The organism is Microbulbifer sp. MCCC 1A16149, assembly GCF_050368945.1.
Lineage (GTDB): Bacteria > Pseudomonadota > Gammaproteobacteria > Pseudomonadales > Cellvibrionaceae > Microbulbifer.
Genome location: NZ_CP185959.1, coordinates 1,961,360 through 1,982,100 on the forward strand (window position 1 = coordinate 1,961,360; position 20,741 = coordinate 1,982,100).

At 58.6% G+C, this 20,741-nt stretch carries 8 protein-coding genes; 5 read left to right on the forward strand and 3 right to left on the reverse strand.

The window, feature by feature from the left end; genetic code table 11:
* Window positions 1-64: 64 nt before the first annotated feature.
* Together gap and ACONT6_RS08390 are read left to right on the forward strand one after the other, a co-directional pair.
* Window positions 65-1,063: a type I glyceraldehyde-3-phosphate dehydrogenase gene (gap, locus tag ACONT6_RS08385; RefSeq protein ID WP_428821262.1), complete on the forward strand. Its 999-nt coding sequence runs from the start codon at window positions 65-67 to the stop codon at window positions 1,061-1,063.
* A 49-nt stretch (window positions 1,064-1,112) separates the two neighbouring features.
* On the forward strand, window positions 1,113-2,030 hold the full coding sequence (locus tag ACONT6_RS08390; protein WP_428821263.1) for a 1-phosphofructokinase family hexose kinase: 918 nt from the start codon (window positions 1,113-1,115) through the stop codon (window positions 2,028-2,030).
* A gap of 24 nt (window positions 2,031-2,054) precedes the next feature.
* Here the strand turns inward: ACONT6_RS08390 and ACONT6_RS08395 are convergent, their stop codons facing one another.
* Window positions 2,055-10,694, reverse strand: a complete 8,640-nt coding sequence (locus ACONT6_RS08395) for a GH36-type glycosyl hydrolase domain-containing protein (RefSeq protein ID WP_428821264.1) — start codon at window positions 10,692-10,694, stop codon at window positions 2,055-2,057.
* A complete protein-coding gene (locus tag ACONT6_RS08400; protein WP_428821265.1) occupies window positions 10,691-11,680 on the reverse strand; it encodes a universal stress protein in 990 nt (329 codons plus the stop codon). Before ACONT6_RS08400 ends, ACONT6_RS08395 begins: the two co-directional genes overlap by 4 nt.
* Window positions 11,681-11,916: 236 nt before the next feature.
* On the opposite strand from ACONT6_RS08400, the gene ppsA reads away from it, so the two are divergent.
* Complete coding sequence (gene ppsA / locus ACONT6_RS08405; protein ID WP_428821266.1) at window positions 11,917-14,328, forward strand: phosphoenolpyruvate synthase; 2,412 nt, start codon at window positions 11,917-11,919, stop codon at window positions 14,326-14,328.
* On the opposite strand, the gene ACONT6_RS08410 is transcribed toward ppsA, so the two are convergent.
* Window positions 14,329-17,022, reverse strand: coding sequence for a cation-translocating P-type ATPase (locus tag ACONT6_RS08410; RefSeq protein WP_428821267.1), 2,694 nt, complete (start codon window positions 17,020-17,022; stop codon window positions 14,329-14,331). It abuts the gene before it with no gap.
* 157 nt (window positions 17,023-17,179) lie between these two features.
* Between ACONT6_RS08410 and ACONT6_RS08415 the strand changes: the two genes are divergently transcribed.
* The gene (locus ACONT6_RS08415) at window positions 17,180-19,528 is read left to right on the forward strand and encodes a heavy metal translocating P-type ATPase (RefSeq protein WP_428821268.1); all 2,349 of its coding nucleotides are present in this window, start codon (window positions 17,180-17,182) and stop codon (window positions 19,526-19,528) included.
* Between the two features lie 51 nt (window positions 19,529-19,579).
* A complete protein-coding gene (locus tag ACONT6_RS08420; RefSeq protein ID WP_428821269.1) occupies window positions 19,580-20,722 on the forward strand; it encodes a glutaredoxin domain-containing protein in 1,143 nt (380 codons plus the stop codon).
* The last annotated feature ends 19 nt before the right edge of the window (window positions 20,723-20,741 follow it).

Below are 20,741 nucleotides of genomic sequence, written 5' to 3' on the forward strand. Positions count from 1 at the left end.
GGTCAGGCTTGAGAGGAGACAGATGACAATTGCCGTAATACACGCAGATAGCAGGAAATAAACGATGAGAATCGGCATCAATGGACTGGGCCGTATCGGCCGACAAGTACTCCGAATTGCGCTTGAATCACATCACGGCGGTTTGGAGGTTGTCCACGTAAATGACCTGGCCAGTGAAAAGGAGCTGGCGTATCTGCTGGAACTTGATACCACCTACCACACCCGGGGCCTGAAGGTGCACGGTGAAGATGGCGTCCTGTCAATTGATGGACAGACGATTTCGGTGACCGGGGAAAGCGATCCGACGAAGCTTCCCTGGGGGGAGAAAGGTGTCGATATTGTTTTTGATGCGACCGGGATGTTCCGCACCAGAGCAGGAGCCGCAAAACACATCACCGCGGGCGCGAAAAAGGTTCTGATTTCGGCGCCCGGTCAAAGCATGATCGACGGTCACTTCGTGGTGGGCGTCAATGACCACCGCTACGACCGCCATCGGCATAACATCATCTCCACTGCGAGTTGTACGACGAACTGTCTGGCGCCGGTGGCCAAGGTCCTGAACGACGAATTCGGGATAGAGCATGGCATGATCAACACTATCCATGCTTATACGTCCTCGCAGAATCTGGTTGATGGTCACAACAGCAAGCTCCGGCGAGGTCGGGCGGCAGCGGCAAACCTGGTGCCCACCACCACGGGGGCCGCGACCACCATCGGTCTGATTCTGCCGACGCTGGCTGGCAAGCTACACGGCTGCGCGGTAAGAGCACCGATCAAATGCGGTTCCCTGTTGGATCTGACCTGTACGCTGCATAAAGGCACTAATGTCGACGAGGTCAACAATACGTTCCGACACTGGGCGGAAGGCCCGCTAAAGGACATCCTGGCGGTGGATGACCGCGAATTGGTATCCAGCGACATTGTCGGTAAACCCTACAGCGCCATTATCACCACCAAAGACACCTATATGGTGGGCGACAAGTTCCTTAAAGTACTCGCCTGGTACGACAACGAATGGGCTTTCTCACAACGTTGCGTCGATATGATCACGCGAATGCTCTAGTCAAAAGGCGCGAGCGGGTCCCCTGCTTCCACGCCGGTCGGGAAAGTCGATGACAATTGTCACCATTACCCTCAACCCCTGTATAGACAGGACTGTCTCCGTCGAACAAATCCTTCCCGATTGCAAACTCTCCTGCTCGAACGTGCGAGATTATCCGGGCGGCGGTGGCATCAATGTGGCGCGGGTGGCGAGCCGACTGGGCTCTAACGTGTGCGCTTACTGGAGCTGCGGTGGGGAAAATGGTCAGCGACTCGCGCGGTTCCTTGATGAAGAAAGTGTCTCCCACAAGCCGATTCCCATTGATGCCCCGACACGGGAAAACCTGATTGTAAGGGAGGAGACCAGCGGTAATCTGTTCCGCTTCGGGATGCCGGGCCCCCTGCTCGCAGACACCGAGCGCCAACGCTGGATACAGCAGATACGAGGAATTCCAAGTTCCGTGCGCTATGTGGTGTTTAGTGGAAGCCTGCCGGAGGGCACAGCCGCGGTTTGGTTCGAGGATTTACTGCGCGCAGTGCCGCACGGAATACGGATTATCGTGGATACCAAAAAGGAAGCGCTGCGCCGTGCGCTCGATGTAGGGGTCTACCTGATCAAACCCAATGTACGTGAGATGGAGGAGCTTGTGGGTGCCGAGCTGTCCGATTATGCCTCTATCGAGCGCGCCACCCGCGAAATCATCGCGCAACACGGGACCGAGGTTGTGATCCTGTCCCTGGGCCGTGGCGGTATTCTACTGGCCACCGCAGACCGACTGGAGAGGATCGCAGCACCCTCGGTGCGCCTGCGCAGTAAAGTGGGTGCCGGCGATGCCGTAGTGGGCGGGCTGATTTCCGGGCTGTGCCAGGACATGACTCTGCCTGAGGCAGCGAGGTTTGGTGTCGCCGCCGGAGCGGCCGCGGTGATGACCGAAGGCACCGAGCTTTGCCAAAAGCCCGACGTCGAGCGGCTGTTTAAAGCCATGTGACACGCTTGATCACCACGTACCGAGTCAGACTTCCTCGGTGTCCGTGACCGCGACTGGGACCACCTCGAACACCCAGCGCACCTTGTGATGCTGTCCGTCATCTTTCAGTGGAATATAAGTCCCACCTACCCGTTCGCCATCCAATGTGAGCTCGGCAATCTCCCGGGGAGACCCGCCGCAGTTCACCACCTCGACATCGTAACGACTGCGCTTGAAGGCAAGTGACATCTTAAAAGTCTGCCAGGATTCCGGCAGACAGGGTTCTATTTCCAGTCGATCGCCATTGAGAATTTTCGCTCCCAGCAATACTTCCATGGCGCCGCGATAGAGCCAGCCGGAAGCGCCGGAATACCAGGTCCAACCGCCCCGCCCCACATGTGGCGGCACACCGTAAACATCGCCCGCGAGCACATAGGGCTCGGTGCGGTAGCGCTGTACACCCTCCGGGGTATCGGTATGAGTAATCGGGTTGATCAGACTGAACAGATGGTGGGCGCGCGCGCTGTGCTCAAGCCCAGCTGCGGCCCACACCGACCAGGTAGCAGCATGGGTGTACTGGCCTCCGTTTTCACGGATTCCAGGGGGGTAGCCTTTGATATATCCCGGATCTTTCTTGGTTTTATCGAACGCCGGCTTCAGCAACAGGACCTGCCGTGCATCTTCCTGTACCAGGTGCTCGTAGGCAGAGGCCATGGCTTGTCGGGCGCGATCGGTGGGGGCTTCCTGCGCGAGGACCGACCACGCCTGTGCAATCAGGTCGATCTTGCACTCATCGCTTTCCTTGGAACCGACGGGCGTGCCGTCATCGTAGTAGGCCCGTCTGTACCAGGCGCCGTCCCAGCCGCTTTCCTCTACCTGGTCGCGGAAATTTTCCCCCAGCGCGCGGTAATATTCTGCCAGGCCGGCATCGCCGATGTACTCGCACAAGGGCGACATGTCGCGACACACACGCAGCAGGAACCAGCCCATCCACACGGACTCCCCGCGACCAGTGGTACTGATGCGGCTGAAGCCGTCATTCCAGTCCCCGTTACCGATGACCGGCAGGCCGTGCGGTCCTACGGCACTCGCTCTCTCGATAGCGCGACAACAGTGTTCGTACAGAGAGCCGGATTCGTCACTGGTATGGAATTCGGCGTATCGCTCGTGCTCGTCCTTTTGCAGTGGCGCACCCCGCAGATAGGACACCGGTTCATGGAGGATGTCGTAGTCTCCGGTGGTACGGATATATTGGGCGGTGACGAACGGCAGCCACAGTAAGTCGTCAGAGCACCGGGTGCGCACGCCGCGCAACGGGTTTTCATGCCACCAGTGCAGAACATCACCATCCTGGAACTGGCGCGAAGCGGCCCGCAGGATATGCTCCCGGGTCCACTCCGGTTGGGTCCACAACAGCGCCTGCACATCCTGCAATTGATCGCGAAATCCGAAGGCTCCACTGGACTGGTAAAAGCCGCTGCGTCCCCACAATCTGCAGGCCAGTGTCTGGTACGGCAACCAGCGATTTACCATCAGTTCCGTGGCTTTGTCCGGGACCTCGACCTGTACACGGCCGAGATACTCCTCCCAGAATGCCTCGAAGTCTGCCCGCGCGGACTCGGCGCGCTCCGGGGTGCGAAATTCTCCGGCCAGCGCAAGCGCCTGCGCCCTGTCTTCCCCCTCACCCATCACGAAATAGACGTGTTGGGTTTCGCCGGCGCCAAGATCAATATGCACCTGATACGCCGCACAAGGGTCGCCTCCGCACTGTACCCGCCCCGACAGACCGATTCGGAACAGTGCCTCCGGCGCTTCAAGGCTCACTGCGTTGCCGAGGAATTCGTGACGATCTGTGGTCAACCCGTGGGGCGGCAAGCTGGCCGTCAGGAACGCGATGCCGGGTTTCGCATCCGGTACGAACGCATTGCGGGCCAGTAGCGCGCTGTGCTCGGAATCAAATTCATTTACCAAATACGGCCAGCTTGCTGCCCGCACCAGGCCCTGGATCCACTCCACGTAATAGGTGGCGGTCAGCCGTCGCGGATTTTCTGAGCAATTGCGCAAGGTAAGACGGGCGAATTTAACCGGTGCTTCACGATCGGTGTAAAACCGCAAGGCCTGTTCAAGACCGTGGCTATTGTGGCGGAATTCACTGTATCCGGCGCCGTGGCGCACCTGGTAGGGAGCGTCTGCCGGCCGGGGCGCGGGCGTTGGCGTCCAGACCTCCGCAGTTTCCTCATCCCGCAGGTAGAGCACTTCTCCGCTGGGGTCCCGTACCGGGTCGTTATTCCACGCGCTCAAGCGGTGCTCGCCACTATTACCACTCCAGGTACAACAGGAACCTCCCTCCGAAACCAGGCAACCGAACGTCGGGTTGGCAATGACATTCACCCACGGCGCCGGGGGTCGCTGGCCCGGCTGCAGATGCAATACATATTCCCGACCATCTGCCGAGAAACCACCCAGCCCATTGTCGAACAACAGATCATCAGGACGTTCCAGTGCGGGTGTCTGGTGCGGAGATCCATCACCATGGGGAACGGGAACAAACGGCGGCAACGTCTGTTGCTGAGTCTGTAGCGTGGCTGCGCCCTGTAATTGTTGCGCTACGGTGCCCGCGGAAGAGCTGAGAATGGCGCGTGCGGCTGACAACAGGCGCATCCGCTCTTCTCCTGGCAGTTCCTGGCCCGGCACCATCACCACAGACCCCGATAATTTGCGCAAAGTGCGACCGCGAATATCGATAATCATTTCCTGCAGGCGGTCTCGGGTCTGTTGTTCATAGCCCGCGGACTCTTCGTCAATGATGACGAGATCGACGGCAATGCCCCGTCCACACCAGTAGGTATGTGCCTGTAAAATTGACTGCGCGAAATCGATTTCCTGTTCGCTGGTGATATGCACCAGCAGGATCGGGTTATCACCGGAAATCCCCCGGCTCCACAAGCCGGGCTGAATATGATGACTTTGCGCCAGCACCCTTGACGGCGCCCGCAGGCCTCCAAGCGGCGCCAGTACTACAGACAACAGTTCCATCATCCAGCGCATCGCGCCGGCGGTGATATGCAGATTGTGCAGCTCCTGCTCCGTCTGCATACGGGCGAGATCAAATACCCAGCGTGCTTTGGGGCGAGAGCGGTAGGCACGCAACGTTGCCAGCAGTTCCTGACGGGACTTGCTGACACCGGTGAGATATACCACCTCAATTTCCGATTGGGGCGGCACCCTCACTTCCTGCGCTGCGGCAATCACCGGATCCAGTACCGGGCCCGTCATACCGGTAAAACCGGACAGGCCTGCGGCGATTGCCTGTGGCCGTACCGGCGATCCGCCACGGCCGAGGAAGCGTGTGCGATCCGTCTCCCAGCCGAGGCGGTGACGTACGTCGGCCTGGACCAACACACTCACTGCCATGTATATGGGTTTCTCGTTACTACCGCGAGGCCGCCGACGGTAAATCATTACCTGCTCTTCTGGCAGGTATTGGCTCTCAACAAACAGCTTGGCGAATGCGGGATGTCGCAGGTCTTCGCGCTCCGGCGCCAGCACGACTTCGGCAAAGTCTGCCAACAGGAGGCGTCGTTCGCGGTTGCTCTCATTCTTGATGACCAGGCGCCGCGCTTCGACATCGTGCTGGGAGCTGACGGCGATATGCAGACGACAGAATAGTTCGGCCTCGCGACGCTGCAATTCGACGCCCTGGGGCGAAAATGACGCGGTACAACGGTTCGCGTCTCCGCCGCAGGGAGCCAGCCCCACAGAAAACAGCACATCGTCGTCGAGATCACGCACGTAACAGTAGCGCCCCCACTGATGGTGGGTTGGATCTGGTTGCCAACGGGTCAGGGCGATATTGTCCCAATAGCTTCCACCGGCGCCATCGGCAGCCACTACCAGTGAATAGTGCCCGTTGGCGAGCAGGTTGTACTGTGGGTAGTTTCGGGCGGGTTCGGTGCTCCACGTATCCAGTACCACTTCAGCATGGAAGGTGCGCACAACGCCCGGGCGTTTCCAGGGTTTCAGCGCCGGTGGCGCAGCGGGCAGACGCTCATGTAATAGCGGCGTCAGGCCGGCAATACGCACATCACTGTGGAAACGCTGCAACATGACGTCATCGTGCAGGAAATTATTGATCGCTAGCAGGATCATGCCCTGGTGGTGGCTCATATAGGAGCGCACCGTGCGCGCGCGGCGCGGTGCCGGTTTGGCGGTACGCCCAAAGTCGATGGCCTCGTGCAAACCGAACTGGCCGTAGCCACCATGGCTGCGAATCTGGCCGAGGTTCTCCATGACCTTGTCGGCACAGAACGGCAGCGCCATCATCGAGGCATACGGGGCGATTACCAGTCGTTCGCCGAGATCCCGGCGGAAACCGATACCCGGCACACCAAATGCCCGGTATTGATAGTGGAGATGGCTGTCCAATTCGTAAAACCCGGATTCCGCAATCCCCCACGGTACCCCAAAGCGATCGGCGAACTCCCTGTGCACCTCAATCGCACTGCGACAGGCTCGGCCCATCAGACTGTGGTCCGGCGTCTCCATCATCAACCGCGGCATCAGGTATTCAAACAGGGTGGCGCTCCAGGACATCAACACCACACGGCCACGGATACGTCGGAAAGGACGTTCCAGGTGCTGCCAGTGCCGTGCCGGTACATCGCCCTTCGCTACAGAGATAAATCCAGTAAGACGGGATTCCGATGCCAGCAGGTCGTAGTAGTTTGCATCGAGACATGCGTCGTTGACGTTATAACCGATATGGAACAAATGCCGCTGCTTGTCATAGAGAAAGGCGAAATCCATTTCATGGACCCATCCCCGCGCGCGTGCCGCCAGCCGGTGCAGATCGTTACGGTAGATCCCCGCATTCTCCTGGGCAATCATCAGTGCAGTGCGCAGCCTGCTACTCCAGGCTTCTGCGCTGCTTCGCTGCTCGTCACTGACGGCGGCAAGGTCCTGATCTAAACCGTGCAGCTGTTGTACGGCACGCGCACATGTCTGCTCGAGGTTTTTCAGAGCGATCGGGCCATCAAGGACCTGCGCCAGCGCACGAAAGCTTTCTGCGGCCTGGCTACCCTGCTCCCGACAAGCCACCGGCGGCGCTTTCATCAGCCGTAGCCAGGGCTCCAGGTTTTCCTGATAGCGCCGCGCGGCCACCGCATGCTGGTGCAGTTCGTCAAGCCAGTGACGCAGTCGACCGAGGGATTCCGCACTGAAACTCTCATCTCGCTCAATCAGCGCGAGTACCCGCTCGTGTAATGCCGGCACCTCGCGCTCGTAAATATCGTCGATGACTTCCCACCATAAATCCTCCTCCACCCTGATCTCGAGTCTTTCGCGCAATAGCGTAATCTGGGCAGTGATTTCGCGGACTTCCGTGGACGTCGCTTCGGGATTTGTCGACTGAAGTGTTTCACCGACCACACCCAGCGTATCGGCGATCCCCCGCACCAGCTGACGGCCGCTGAGGGGAACGGTGTCCAGATTTTCGAGTCCACTCGCCAGCGTCAGCAGACTGCCCGCCAGGTTGCCGCTGTCCACCGTCGACACATAGCGCGGATTCAACGGGTGGAGTTCACGGGTTTCATACCAGTTGAGGAAGTGGCCGCGATAGCGCTCGAGGCCCCGCATTCTATCGAAGGTATTATTCAGCCGAGCGAGAAGCTGGGTCAGGTCGAGATACCCGAAATCATAGGCACTGAGGTTGGACAAAATTCCCAGCCCGATATTGGTCGGCGACGTACGACGGGCAAGAACAGCAACCGGTTCTTCCTGATAGTTGTCCGGTGGTAGCCAGTGGTCATCCGGGCCCATGAAATGCTCGAAGAAGTACCAGGTGCGCCGCGCAAGCAGGCGCAAGTCTCCCTTGTCGCCCTCCCCGAGTTGCTGGTTCTCGAAGGTGCGTAGCTGATCGATGTGGTGAATTAACTTTGGCAATAACAACCAGGCGATAAGAAACGGTGCGGCCGCAAGCAGGCTTCCCGGTTGTGACCAAATTAGCCAGGCGATAAGTCCAATCGCGAGGGCTGGCGCGATCCATAACGCACGCCAGCGTCGACTACCCAGAAGGCCCGTACTGACGGAACGATTAACCTGTGCCGCAGCGGTCCACTGCAGCAGATGGCGACGTGAAATACCCATTCTGAACAGGGTGCGAAGGATTGCATCCAGCGCGTTGAGCGCCTGTACTGGCAAAATGGCCAGAGACATCAGCCAGTGCATAACGCGCTGTCGCAATATTGCGGGGGCGCTGCGTAACCGCAGGGGTGCTCGCCGCAGATTCGCAAGCGTCTGCCACAATATCGAAAGCAGCTCCGACCAGACAGGCACTGCGGAAACCAGCAGCAATCCGACTGTCCATATCAGTGAACTACCGGGCAGCGAGCCGCACCAGGCCAGCACAAAAAGTGCCAGTAATACGGGGGCTTCCAGACTGCGGCGCAAGTTGTCGAGGATTTTCCAGCGTTGGATGACGGGTAAAGGGTTGGCTACCTTTTCGCCACTATCCAATGTGACCCGTTTACGCAGCCAGGGAAGTAGCTGCCAATCCCCACGCATCCAGCGATGGGATCGCTTCAGCAGTGCAACGAGATTGGGGGGATACTGCTCGTAAAATACAGCATCGGAAATCAGCGCCGCACCGCCCACTGCCCCTTCCAGCAAGTCGTGGCTCAGAATGGTGTTTTCCGGAAGGTGCCCAGCGAGTGTTTGTGAAAATACATTCGGATCGTAAATACCCTTGCCGGCAAAGATACCCTCTCCAAACAGATCCTGATACGCATCGGAAACCGCATGGGTATAGAGGTCCACCGTTCGATCACCAGAGAAGATCTCACTGAACACGGTTTCTTCTGCGCCGGCTGGGTCAATCTCGAGCCGGGGCTGTAAAAATCCGTGGCCGGCGATGACCCGCCGACCTTCGCTGTCGATCACCAGCCGATTCAGGGGGTGCGCCATGGTAGCGATCAGCCGCGCCGCCGTTGCTGGCGGCATATGGCTATCCGCATCGAGGGTAATAACAAAGTGAACGCCCTTCAGTTGATCAAAATCACCAACCTGGGTGGTAAAGCTATGATCCTCGTGTCCTTTCAGCAGGCGGTTGAATTCAACCAGTTTTCCGCGCTTGCGCTCCCACCCCATCCAGCACTTTTCCGCGGCATTCCAGTTCCTTTCCCGGTGCAACAACAGAAATGGCCGCCGTCCGCCGTCCCCGCTGTAACGCTGATTCAGTGCGTCGACGCCGTCCTTCAGAAACTGCAATAGCGCCTCATCAGCGGGTATCGTTTGGCTCCCGGCGTCGGCAAAGTCACTGAGTACCACGTAAGCCAATTGCTGGTCATCATTGTTCAGATAGTTCATCTCCAGGCATTGGAGAATACGCTCAACGTCATCGCAATCTGCAAACAGCACCGGCATAACCACCGCGGTTCGGCATGCGTCCGGTATTCCGTGTTGGAAGTCCATTTTGGGCAGTTTGTGTGGATGCAGACTGTGCGTAATCAGCCCGTTGACCAATGACAGTGCAATACCCACGACTGGCACAGCGGCGATGGCAACCGCGAGCAACGTCAGTACGATAGATACATCACTGACGAGCAGGAAGACCGCCAGCGCGATCAGCAGCGGGATAGAAAAAACGGCCAGGGTGGAGAAGTAGACGGTGGAAGCGTTGTGCAATACCTTCTGCTGTACCCGTCTTTGAAAACCCGGTTTGAAATCGACCGCTGCATCGAGCGATGGCCGCCCCTCGCCGATCAGATAATAACCGATATGTCGCCGCCTGCTGTCATCCGTCTCCTGATCACTGAGCTCTATCACACGTTGGGCAATACGGTGTTCGGCGGTATCACTGCCGCGCGCCAGCTGTTCGATCACACCCCGGTACTGGTCACGGGTGGCGAAGTCCATATCGATATAAGCACCCGCCGGATCCGTTTCCAGAATTCGCTCAACGCGGCTCAGGGATTCGACAAAATGGCGCCAGTCATAGGTACGTAACTCACGCAGGCTGATAATGGCACTGGCGATGCCGACGCTTTCCGGTTCCCTCTGCTGGGCGATTGTCTTCAGGGATTCTTCCGCGAAGTCTGCCAACTTCTGCAGCAGGCTCAGGCGCAGTGCTGCCGGCAGCGCCCATAACTCACCGGTGGTCAGGATGGTGTCTTCCTGGTACCGATCTACCAGATGGTGAACAGACTCCAGATCCAGTGGCTGCCTGACATCCCCCACCAGTGCCGTAGCCAGGGACCAGACCCGCAGTTCCGTATTTTCGTTTTCACCAGCGATCTTCGGCAGCTGCTTGAGGTATTTCGGCGGTACAGACTCCCGCACCACCTCCAGTGCCTCCTGGACTACATGACGGTTGTCCAGCAGCCACTCTTCACTGCGGGTCCCCTTTTCTCCCGCTTCTACACGCGCGGCCAGCTGGCGGTATACCGCCTGAAAGTCGGCTTCCAGGTGCCGCAGATAGGATTTCAGCGGGAACTTCTCTCGCTCGCTGATCAGGTGGCGATGGCGCTTCGCAAGGGTCGCAATTTCTTCCGTGCGATCCTCGAGATGCTCATTTGAGTTTTCCGGGACCGGTGTTGGCTTATGCTTCGAAGACTTTTGGGATGGTGCTCGGCGCGAAAAAAACTTGCGCGCACGACCGATTCGATCGGTATTTCCGCGTCGCAGTTTCATTGTTGGGCTGAGCTGTCGTTAGAAAGTGTTGGATGACGAATTTCACAAATATGGGCACCGGTTCGCAATGCCTGTAGCTGGGCTTCCGGGAGATCCTGAAAGACCAGTACCGGCAGATCGCTTTGGCACATCACGGTGTGACAGACCGTGCCAGTGACCTGCTGGGCACCACTTTGCCAGTCGTGGGCACTCATGGCGATCAGGTCCACCTTCTCCCGGGCCGCAGTCGCATAGATATGTTCTGCGATATTCTGCGCAATCTGCAGCTGCGGCGTCACCTTGATGCCATTCCTCAGCTGTCGCGCGATTTCCTCCAGATAAGCTTCAGCGGCGCGCCGGTTACATTCCACGAACTTTTCCCGCGTGGCATGCTCTTCCTTGGTAATGGGCATACGGCGGGGCATCTCCGGTATCGCGATTACCTGTAACAGGATTATCTCCACTTTTTGCCCGCGCATCAGCGTGGCAATCTGACAGGCAACCCACTCTGACCGCGGAGACCCATCCATGGAAATCAGAATCCGCTGATAGTCGGTCTCCCCTTCTCCCAGCGGCGTTCCCACCGGGCGTACCACCATAAACGAGCGTCCGGAGCCACTGAGTACCTTCTGTGCAGTGCTGCCGAAGTCGAAGCGACTGATACCCCCCTTGCCGAACGCAGTGATTACGATCAGGTCGATATCGTGCTCTTCACAGTATTCGACAATCTGCTCCGCCGGGCGGCCTTCAACGATGGAAAGCGTCACCTCTATTTTTTGCTCGGCAATCCGATCGGAGAGCCCCTTGAGATAACTGCGCAATTCCGCCCTGCGCAAACGCCACTCCACCGGGTCGGTACAGTGTTCATCGGAATGGGAGGGCGATTTCTGTACATGTAGCAGGTGAATGTCCGCCCCGCTGCTGCGGGCCAGGGTGATGGCATGTGCGACAGCTTCTTCGGCAAGTGAAGAGCTATCGAGTGGCAATAGGATATGTTTAAACGGCATAGCTGTTCCCCCGACAGGCGCGGCTTACTGACGTTATGGACAAGCGTTTACAGAAAAAGGGGCCGTGACCGGCCGTATTATTTGAATCTGGGTGACTCAATGACTTCGGGGCACTGATAGCGAGAAAAGCGGGAAATCAGCACGCGCATTCAGCTTAGCTCGGCTATGGTCAGAACGAGAGACGATCATCGCAATCCAGGTTGAAAACAGAGACAAGTTCAGAAGGTCGAATTCATATGCAAGCGCATCACTACATTCGCTGGTTCCAGGATATTGGGCTCGATGATATCGCTGATGTGGGCGGCAAAACGGCCTCGCTCGGGGAAATGTATCGGGCGCTAACCCCGCACGGGATTCGCGTACCCAATGGGTTTGCGATCAATGCCAGTGCTTACCGCGCGGTACTCGACAATGCCCACGCCTGGAGGCCGTTGCGCGAGCTACTGACAGGGCTTTCCGATGCCGACAATAACGAACTGGACAGGATCGCCAGCAAAGCTCGCAAAATCGTGTATGCGGCAGGCCTACCCGATCCCCTTATCCGGGAAATCCGCGATGCCTACACAAAGTTGCGTGAGGAATATGGCGATAGCCTGCGTCTCGCCGTGCGTAGTTCCGCCACCGCGGAAGACTTACCGGATGCGAGCTTTGCGGGACAGCACGACAGCTTCCTGAATATCGGTGACTGCGATGGCCTGCTCGAGTCCTGCCGACGTTGCTTCGCATCCCTGTTTACCGCCCGCGCGATCAGCTACCGCGAGCGCAACGGTTACGATCACTTCAAGGTATCGCTCGCGATCGCTGTGATGAAAATGGCACGGGCGGATATGGCGGCCAGTGGCGTTATGTTTTCTCTGGATACCGACAGCGGCTTCCGCGATGTGGTGTTTGTCACGTCTGCCTATGGTCTCGGGGAAAATATCGTACAGGGCACGGTCGATCCGGATGAATTTTATGTACACAAACCCACCTACGAGGCCGGATACCGCTGTGTGCTGCGCAGGCAACTGGGTGCCAAACAGCAGACCATGATCTGTGACCAGGATCTGAATAACCAAGCCGTACACAACATTGAAACACCGGAAGCCGATCGCACGCGCTTCAGTCTTAGCGACGACGAAATTCTCACCCTCGCACACTACGCGATTACCGCGGAGAAACACTACAGCGAAAAGCGTGGCGCTCCCTGCCCCATGGATCTGGAGTGGGCGAAAGACGGCGACGACGGCCAGCTTTACCTGTTGCAGGCACGGCCGGAGACCGTCGCCTCACAAAAGCCACACAACCAGCTAAAGCGCTACCACTTTCCGCAGAAACCTGACAAGAGCACCCTGCTTGCCAGCGGGCGCGCTATCGGCACCGGTATAGGTACGGGTAAGATGCGGCGGGTCAGCGATGCCACCCAATTGGCGTCATTCCAGCAAGGCGAGATACTGTTCGCTGAAAGTACCAGCCCCGACTGGGGGCCGGCGATGCGCCGCGCCGCGGCACTGGTCACCGAGCGCGGTGGACGCACCTGTCATGCTGCCATCGTGGCCCGGGAGTTCGGAATTCCCGCTGTAGTCGGTATTGGTGACGAGCACGCACTATCCGACGGTGAAAAAGTGACCATCAGTTGCGCGGAGGGGGATGTCGGGCGGATTTACCAGGGTGAAATACCCTTTGAGGTGAACACTGTAGAGCTCGATCAGGTACCGCAGACAGCGACAAAAATGATGATCAATCTCGGTAGCCCCGAGCAGGCCTTCCGCCTGAGTGCACTGCCCTGTGACGGGGTCGGACTTGCGCGCATGGAGTTTATCGTCAACGAGCACATCAAGGTTCACCCCATGGCACTGGCCTGCCCGGAGAGGGTCGAAGATGAAGAAGCGCGTAAAGCTATCGAATCGCTCACCGCTAACAACGCAAGTGGCGCGGAGTATTTTATCGAGAAGCTATCTGAAGGCATCGGTACCATCGCCGCAGCCTTCTATCCACGCCCTGTCATCGTACGTACCTCGGATTTCAAGACTAACGAATATGCGCGCCTGATTGGCGGCAGTGCCTTCGAACCTCACGAAGAAAATCCCATGCTGGGTTTCCGTGGCGCGTCCCGCTATGCGCACAAGGCATACGCGGATGGATTCGCGCTGGAATGCGCCGCTCTCAAACGTGCCAGGGAAACCATGGGGTTCACCAATATCAAGGTGATGATCCCATTCTGTCGCCGCATCCCTGAGGGAGAGCAGGTTCTGGAAGCCATGGCACAACACGGCCTTAAACAAGGATCAGATGACCTGCAGGTTTATGTGATGTGCGAAATTCCGAACAACGTCGTGCAGATTGATGCATTTAGTCAGCTGTTTGATGGAATTTCCATTGGCTCCAATGACCTGACCCAGCTGGTTCTCGGTGTCGACCGCGACTCGGACATCGTCGCGTTTGATTTCGATGAGCGGGATCCCGGCGTGTACGAGATGATACGTCAGGCAGTCGAAGGCGCGAAACGTAACGGCATTCCTGCGGGTATCTGTGGTGAAGCGCCTTCCAACTACCCCGAGGTTGCCGAGTATCTGGTGCACCTGGGTATCGACTCCATCAGCCTCAGCCCGGATGCGCTGCTGCGGACTATTGAGAAGGTCGCAGCGATCGAACGGCAAAACAGATAGTCACGGTGACGCTTTCCAACGGTTAAAACGCAGCAAAAGCTCCATTGCTACTACCTGCACAAGGGCAATCGACAGCAATACGCCCCACTGACTTAAACTTACCGGAGATACTCCAAGTACCTCCTGCATTAGCGGTGAATACAGACACAGGATGTGAATACCCTGCGCGACCAGGGTGCCCAGCAGCAAAATCGGGTTGGAAAAAAATGGCTGGCGAAAGATGGATCGGCTCTCTGAGCGGCTATTGAATACCTGTACATTTTCAAACAACACCATCAACAACAGGACACTGTTACGCGCTGTTTCCACTTCCCAGCCTTGCTGCAGTAGCCAGTAAAAACTGATGAACGCGAGCCCGCCCATCACCACGCCCGATACCAGCACGCGGCGCAACATCACCGGGTTGAACAGCGATTCCTGCGGCGGTCGCGGTGGTCTGCGCATCTCATCGCCTTCACCCGGCTCCAGCGCGAGCCCCACACTCTGGATGCTGTTGGTGACCAGGTTCAGCCAAAGTAGCTGCACCGCTGTCAGCGGCAGGGGCATCGCGAAGGTCGTGCTGAGAACAAACAGCACCACTTCGGCAGCACCAGTGGAAATAAGGAAAAAGATCACCTTGCGGATATTCTGGTACGCAATCCGCCCCTCCTCGACACCCGCCACCACCGAAGTGAAATTATCATCGGTCAACAACAGGTCGGCAGATTCTTTTGCGACTTCTGTGCCCTGCTCCCCCATGGCCACGCCCACGTGCGCGCTACTCAGTGCCGGTGCGTCATTCACGCCGTCACCGGTCACGGCAACAAACTGTCCCTGACGCTGCAGCGACTGGACGATGGTGAGCTTCTGTTCAGGTGATACCCGCGCGTAAACCCGGGTATCCGCGGTAAGTGCATCCAGCGTCGATGGCCCCTGCGCTTCCGCACTGGCAAGATCAACTCCGCTCACCGGTTTGTCACCGCTGTCCGTGAGCTTCAGTTCCTGCGCTATAGCAAGCGCCGTGCGCGGATGATCTCCGGTAAGCATGCACACGTGAATTCCCGCCGCCCGACACTCGGCCACCGCGGCCGCGGCTCCCGGGCGCAGTGGATCAAACATCCCAACCAGGCCGAGCAGACAAAGCCCGTGGAGGCTCTCCGGTACAAACTGATCTGACGCGCTGCCCTCACCATCGGCAAAAGCCAGGACGCGCGCGCCCTGCTCGGCAAGACGCGCCATCGCAGACAGCGCCTGCTCCGCGTCCAGCGGCATGTCGCCATCAACAGTGGCCATGCGGTTGCACATTGGCAGCAGTTTTTCCAACGCGCCTTTCACGCAAATCAATGTACCTTGATTCTGCGCGTTTACGTGGAGCGTGGCAGCAAAACCGAGTGCGGGCTCATAGTGTATCTGTGCCTGCTCCGGCCAGTGCGTTTCCAACCCTCGGCGCGTCAATCCGACTTTGTGCGCCATCACCAGCAGGGCCTGATCCACGGCATCGCCACTGCTGTGCCATTCGCCATTCTCCAGAGGGCGCAATTCAGCCTCGTTGCACAGCGCGGCCACTGTGGCGAGACGTGTCACACGGGCATCGCCGTGCTGAGGAAATTCAAGAGCGGATGGCAATTTGCCCCCGTCAATGGTGACACTAACGTCGTCACAGAAAACCACTTTACGAGCGGTCAGATGGTTCTCGGTCAAGGTGCCGGTCTTGTCGGTGGCGATCACGGTGCAGGAACCCAAACTCTCTACCGCTACCAGTTTGCGCACAATAACGTGACGCTTGACCATGCGCCGAGTGCCGACGGAAAGCACCAGGGTCAGCGCCATCGGCAGTCCCTCGGGAATCGCAGACACGGCGAGGGCCACCGCCGTCATAAATATCACCAACGGATCCGTGTGGCGGGCAAGCTCGATCGCCGCCAGTAACGCGACAGCTACCAGCAATGCAATGGTCAGCTTTTTGCTGAAACGCTCGATGCGCTGAAACAGAGGGGGCTTGGCCGAGTGCGCCGCCTCCATGGTCTGGCTCAACTTGCCCATTTCGGTCTGCAACCCCGTGGCCGTCACCAGGGCGCGGCCGCGCCCGGCGGCCACGAGAGTACCCGCAAAGCAAAGATTGCCCCGCTCTGCGATCGGCGAGGCCGGATCGCAAATCAATTCGCTATTTTTGAGCACCGGCAGAGATTCTCCGGTGAGTACCGACTCGTCCACCTCCAGGCCAGCCGCTTCCAGCAGCCGCATATCTGCGGGAACCCGATCGCCGGAACTTAACAATACCTGGTCACCCGGTACCAGATTCTCCGCGGAGACCTCTGACACCTTACCGTCACGCACGACCCGTGCACGAATGATCATTAAGTTACGCAGGGCCTGCGCACTGCGATTGGCATGGTTTTCCTGCAGAGCTCCGATCAGCGCATTCAGCAACAGGATTAAACCGATAAAAGATGCGTCAGCGAGTTTGCCGGCAATAAGGGATACCACCATCGCCGCGAGTAATACATAGATCAGTGGACTGATAAACTGACGAATGAATAGGCGCGCGAATCCAGTGAGCTGCGGTTGCGGCAGGGTATTGGCACCGTATTGGTCAAGGCGGCGGGAAGCTTCGGTATTCTTCAATCCCGCCCGCCCGCTGTCGAGGCGTGTCGAGACTTCCGCTGCAGTCAGGTTATGCCATGGGGCCAAATGGTCGGAATCGGGATTGGTCATTCTGATTTTGCTATACGAGTAAAAGACAGCAGAAGGCATCCAGTACTTGCAAAAATAGCACCACGCCGAACATATACTTCCCCTTATGACTCGAAGTTCTTCTGCCGAACAATACTCTTCGGACCGGCCCAGCTCGCCGGCTACTGACACCGCGTTCATGGAAAACCTGAAGCGCTATTTTCATATGGCACTGGTGTTGGTGATCGCCCTGCTGCTCGCGACCGGTGGCGTGGCCTGGATGCTTGGCGCCGATCCGGCCCTGCCATGGATTGCCGCCGTGGTGCTGATGCTGGCGGTCGCCACGGTGGACACGCTACGTGCCATCGCCCAGCGACAGGCGGGAGTGGACCTGCTGGCGCTGCTGACCATGATCGCCGCCCTGGCACTATCTGAACATCTGGCCGGGGCGGTCATCGCCTTTATGTTTGCCAGCGGCCGGGCCCTGGAGGAGTATTCCGCCGGACGTGCGCGGCGGGAGCTTTCGGCGCTGGTAGAGCGCACCCCGCGTGTTGCGCACCGTCGCATCCAGTCTGAAGCAAAATCAGGTGCCTATCCTGAGGAAGGTTCCACTCTCGAAGAAATTCCAGCAAACGCCGTCCAGGTAGGGGATCTACTGATTGTAAAACCGGGGGAAGTGGTGCCGGTGGATGGACTGTTGATCTCCGATACCGCAGATCTGGACGAGTCCGCGGTCACCGGGGAGTCGAAACCCCGTCGCCGATCCCGTGGCGACCAGCTTTTGAGCGGGGTCATCAACGCCGGTAGTCCACTGGAACTACAGGCATTGAAAACCGCCGAGCACAGTACCTATGCCGGCATCGTCCGTATGGTCGCTGAAGCCCAGGCCAGCAAAGCGCCCTTTACCCGCCTCGCGGATCGCTATGCGCTCTGGTTTATCCCGCCGGTTCTGGTTCTGGCTGGCGCGGCCTGGTGGATTTCGGGCGACCCGGTACGCGCGCTTGCCGTGCTGGTGGTGGCGACACCCTGCCCGCTTATTCTCGCAGCACCGGTGGCCATCATCGCTGCCATATCCCAGGCCGCCAAGCGCGGCATCCTGATCAAGAATGGCACCGCGCTGGAGCAGCTGGCGGATATTCAGAACCTGCTGTTCGACAAAACCGGCACACTTACCACGGGACGCCCCCAGCTGGTCGGTATAGATGCCACTGAGGGCTTTCCTCCCGACGAAGTATTGCGCCTGGCCGCCTCACTGGACCAGGTATCCCAGCACAGCACGGCACAGTCCCTGGTGGCGGAGGCCCGGCGCAGGAATCTCACCCTCAGTATTCCGGACAAGGTCAAGGAAGAGCCTGGCGAAGGTCTTACCGGAGAAGTCGAAGGGCACTCCGTTGCAGTGGGTAGTCTGGCGCTGATTCTGGAGGGAGGCACTAGCGACAGTTGGACCAAGGCTCGTCTGCGACACATGGCCCAGCGCGGTCTATCCGGTGCTTTCGTCCGTATCGACGAGCGCATGGCCGGGCTACTGTTGCTTGCGGATCAGATCCGCCTCGATACCCCGCGGGCATTGCGGGCACTGCATCGCGCGGGTATTCGGCGCACCGTGATGCTAAGCGGTGATCGCCAGGACGTGGCAGAGACCGTGGCACTGTCCCTGGGATTTGATGCTGTGCTCGCCGAGCGATCGCCCGCCGATAAAGTGGCGGCGGTCAAATCCGAGTGCCGGCGCGGCAACACCGGCATGGTGGGCGATGGGGTCAATGATGCGCCCGCTTTGGCGGCCGCCGATGTGGGTATTGCCATGGGGGCCCGCGGTGCTGGCGCATCCGCGGAAGCCGCCGATGTGGTGCTGCTGGTGGACCGACTCGATTGTCTGCCAAGAGGTTTGGGTATTGCCCGTCGTGGCCGTCAAATTGCCGTGCAAAGTGTCGTGGCCGGCATGGCATTATCGGTGTTGGCAATGATCGTGGCCGCATTCGGGTATTTACCACCGGTACTCGGCGCTCTGGTACAGGAAGGGATTGACGTCGCCGTCATCCTCAACGCCTTGCGCGCCCTGCGCCCGCCACCAGACAACGAACCGGAGGCCCGGCTGCCCACGGGGCTCGCCGCGCACCTGCAACGCCAGCACAGTGAACTGCAACCGGTCCTTGATCGCCTTGAAGCCGCGGGCCACTTTTTTAACGGCAGCGCCAGCAACAATAACGACAACCACAAGGCGCTCAATACGGAAATTCAGACCGCGGCCTCGGTAATCCGTGAGCAACTGTTACCCCACGAGCGCGAGGATGAGGAGAAACTGTACCCCGCACTGGCAAAGATGGTCCGCGGATTTGATCCGATGGGGGCAATGAGTCACACCCATCGCGAGATCTTCCGTCTCGCCCACCGCTACGAACAGCTGGCGGCAGACTTCGCTGAAGAACCGCCGGATGAACTACAGGTACAGGAGCTGCGGCGCATTCTACTGAGCCTGATCGCCATCGTACGCCTGCACTTTGCCCAGGAAGAGGAACTCTATTTTACCCTCAGTGACACACAGCAATGACTATGGTTTTTATTTAGCACTGTATGCTCCGACATAAGCAAAAGACTATTGATGAATACCGCAACAATACGATGGCTGTGGATACTGACAATATTTCTGCCGCCTCTGTTCACAGTATCGCTGTCACCGACAGCTGCACTGGCGGATGCGCCCTCAAGCCCCTCAAAGACACTTGAGGTCTTCGTCCGCGACGGCTGTCCCCATTGCGCGGATGCCAAACAATATCTGCCGCGCCTTAAAAAGCGGTATCCAAACCTGCGGATCGTCTACCGCTCCCTGGATACAGACCCGCGAGCGGCAGAGGATCTTGAAAGACACTCCCGCCGTGTCGACGAGTGGCCCCCGGGCGTGCCGACCTTCGTCGTCGAGGGGCGCGTTTTGGTGGGGTTTGTCAGCGCGGGAGACACCGGGCCTAAACTGGAACGACTGATCGAGGGAGGCACCGCACCGCCGGGAAAGACTGAAGAGGTCGAGTTTGGCGGCCTGAGTGCCGACCGGCTCGGCCTCCCACTGTTCACCATTGCGCTCGGACTGGTGGATGGGTTCAATCCCTGCGCCATGTGGGTACTGCTGTTCCTGTTGTCTATTCTGGTGCGGTTACAGGACCGGCGCCGAATGGCACTGATCGCTGGGACGTTTGTATTCGTCAGCGGTGCCATCTACTACGCCTTTATGGCGGCCTGGCTCAATCTGTTTTTGCTGGTGGGGTTTTCCCAGTGGCTGCGGTGGCTGCTGGCAGGCATTGCCATCGCCATCGGACTCGTGAACCTGCGAGACTTTTTCGACGGTCACCGCAGGTACACCCTGGCCATTCCTGAATCCGCCAAACCGGGGGTTTATGCGCGGGTACGCAATGTACTGCGCGCGGACAGGCTTCTCGCTTCGATGATTGGCGTCGCGCTACTCGCCGTGCTGGTTAACTTTATCGAGCTGCTATGTACCGCCGGCCTACCGGCGATCTATACCGCGGTCCTCGCACAACATGATCTGAGTGGCCCCGCCTATTACGGTTACCTGGGGCTATATATCCTTGCCTATATCGCGGATGACGCGCTGATGGTAACCCTTGCGGTAATGGCCCTCGGCAGCCGGAAATTATCCGAGCGTAGCGGACGCTGGCTTAAATGTGTCAGCGGGTTAGTGATGCTCTTACTCGGCATTTCCATGCTGTTCTTTCCGCAACTGCTGCTTTAAAAGGTTTACCGCACTTCAT